The sequence below is a fragment of the Acidovorax sp. HMWF018 genome, assembly GCF_003061035.1.
GTDB classification, from domain to species: domain Bacteria; phylum Pseudomonadota; class Gammaproteobacteria; order Burkholderiales; family Burkholderiaceae_C; genus Acidovorax; species Acidovorax delafieldii.
In genome coordinates this window covers 1-2,247 of record NZ_QAIM01000067.1, presented here as the reverse complement: position 1 = coordinate 2,247, position 2,247 = coordinate 1, and the positions used below count along the sequence as shown (strand labels likewise).

At 66.8% G+C, this 2,247-nt stretch carries 3 protein-coding genes; 2 read left to right on the top strand and 1 reads right to left on the bottom strand.

Annotated elements, in window-relative coordinates:
- Positions 1-746: beta-ketoacyl synthase N-terminal-like domain-containing protein (locus tag DBR23_RS30200; protein WP_304466191.1), on the top strand; the 746-nt coding region annotated here is incomplete at its 5' end.
- A gap of 55 nt (positions 747-801) precedes the next feature.
- On the opposite strand, the gene DBR23_RS02350 is transcribed toward DBR23_RS30200, so the two are convergent.
- Positions 802-1,200, bottom strand: coding sequence for a BLUF domain-containing protein (locus DBR23_RS02350; protein ID WP_056743858.1), 399 nt, complete (start codon positions 1,198-1,200; stop codon positions 802-804).
- A 125-nt stretch (positions 1,201-1,325) separates the two neighbouring features.
- Here DBR23_RS02350 and DBR23_RS02345 point away from each other — a divergent pair, with 125 nt between their 5' ends.
- Entirely contained in the window at positions 1,326-2,081 is a 756-nt protein-coding gene (locus DBR23_RS02345; protein WP_108497190.1) for a Crp/Fnr family transcriptional regulator, read from the top strand.
- Positions 2,082-2,247 lie beyond the last annotated feature (166 nt).

Sequence of the window (2,247 nt, the reverse complement as noted above, 5' to 3'; positions counted from 1 at the left end):
CGATTGGCGATGCCGCACGCCTGATCCGCAGCGGCGAGGCCGATGTGGCCGTGTGCGGCGGCAGCGAGGCCGCTATCGACCGTGTGAGCCTGGGCGGTTTTGCGGCGGCCAAGGCCTTGGGTACGGCGTTCAACGACACGCCTGATCAGGCATCGCGCCCGTTCGATGCGCAGCGCGACGGCTTTGTGATGGGCGAGGGCGCAGGCATGCTGGTGATCGAGGCGCTGGACCATGCCCTGGCGCGCGGCGCAGAGCCGTTGGCCGAGCTGGTGGGCTACGGCACGTCGGCCGACGCGTACCACATCACCTCCGGCCCCGAAGACGGTGACGGCGCCGCGCGCAGCATGTGGGCCGCGCTGGCGCAGGCAGGGCTCAAGACCCAGGACGTGCGGCATCTGAACGCACACGCTACGTCCACCGGGGTGGGTGACCGGGGCGAGCTGGCCGCCATTCGCAGGGTGTTCGGCGCGGGCGCGCAGGTGGCCATCAGTTCGACCAAGTCGGCCACCGGGCACCTGCTGGGGGCGGCGGGCGCCGTGGCCGCCATCTTTACCACCCTGGCGCTGCGCGACCAGGTGGTGCCCGGCACGCTGAACCTGCACACGCCCGATGCGCTGGCCGAGGGGCTGGACCTGGTGGCCCTGCAGCCCCGGCCCATGGCGCTCACGCATGCCATGCTCAACGGGTTTGGTTTTGGCGGCGTGAATGCCACGCTGATCCTGCGGCGCTGGTTGCCCACGGCTTGAGGCTGGCCACGCGGGCCCAGGCACCGCAAGGTGTGCAAAAGGCGCCGAGCAGCGTTCAGATCACGAGTTCTCCGCGCATGGCTTCAAACGCGGCCAGTGCCGCTTCACCATCGAGCCGCTCCATGCGGGCCAGTGCATCGGCGTCTTCCACCGTGCTGAACGCCAGGCTGAACTGCTGAAACCGCCGCCCCGCCAACGGGCCGTTGTGCACCACCTCCACGTTCACATGGCGCGGGTCGTTGCGGATGCGTTCGATGAGCTTGAGCACAGCCTTTTGCGGGCCTTCGAGCTGCTGGCAAAAGCGCTGGCCGTCAAAGATCAGCAGGCCCGTCACGTCCAGCTCGGCGTTGACCTGGCGCGCCTTCGCGGCAATCTCTGCCACGACGGCGGTCGGCTGGTCGGGCGCCAGCGTGCTGACGTAGAGAACTTCGTAGAGGGCGGAGCTGATTTTCATAAGTAGCGCCCAATGTAGAAGGCCCGGCTGCGCGGTGCAATGTCAAAAGACATAGGCGCGGCAGGCGTTGCGGGACTGCTGCACAGCTTCGCGGTCACCGCCCGGGTCCCTAGAATGGCGCCACCATGAACGTCTCCCTGCCGCCCCATGCGTGTCCTCCCGCCTGCCAGCAATGCCGCTTGCGCAAAACGGGGGCCTTCACGGCCGTGAAGCCGGAGGTGCTGGATTTCATCGAAGGCTTTCGCACCGACAGCCTTGCCGTGGAAGCGGGCGGTGCGCTGGTGCGCGAGAACCAGACCAACGCCAAGCTGTTCACGCTGTACTCGGGCTGGGCGTTTCGCTACAAGACGCTGAGCGACGGGCGCCGACAGATCCTCAACTTCCTGCTGCCCGGTGACCTGGTAGGCCTGCAGCAGGAGTTTGGCGATGTGTCGGCCCACGGTATCGAGGCGCTGACCGACTGCTCGCTGTGCGTGTTCCAGAACGACAGCCTGTGGGCGCTGTTTCGCGAGCACCCGCGCCTGGGCTACGACATCACCTGGCTGTCGGCGCACGAAGAGGGCCATGTGGACGACAACCTGCTCACCGCCGGCCGCCGCAACGCCACCGAGCGTGTGGCCATGCTGCTGATGCACTTGTACCGCCGGCTCGACCGTATCGGGCTGGTGGAAGATGGCTCGGTGGCGTTCCCGCTCAACCAGCAGCACATTGCCGACGCACTCGGGCTGTCGCTGGTGCACACCAACAAGACGCTGCGGCGCCTGTCCATGCTGGGCCTGCACGAGCTCAAAAACGGGCGGCTGCGCCTGCTCAACACCCGCGCGCTGGCACGCATTGCCGAGTACTACGACACCCCGCCACGCTTGATGCCGCTGCTGTAGCGCCGTCGTTGCGGCAGGTTTGGGGTTCAACAGGCCGCAAGCGCTAGTCAATCATATGCAGTTAGATATGGATTGGATAGCGTGTTGTGCCCCGTGGGCTGCAGCCGATAATCCACGCAACGCCCGCGCGTCGGGCTTGTGCTGCGCAACCCCCATTCCATTTTCA

Coding starts and splice junctions, on each gene's coding strand:
- DBR23_RS02345 (WP_108497190.1), top strand. CDS start 1,326: ATGAACGTCTCCCTGCCGCCCCATGCGTGTCCTCCCGCCTGCCAGCAA.
- DBR23_RS02350 (WP_056743858.1), bottom strand. CDS start 1,200: ATGAAAATCAGCTCCGCCCTCTACGAAGTTCTCTACGTCAGCACGCTG.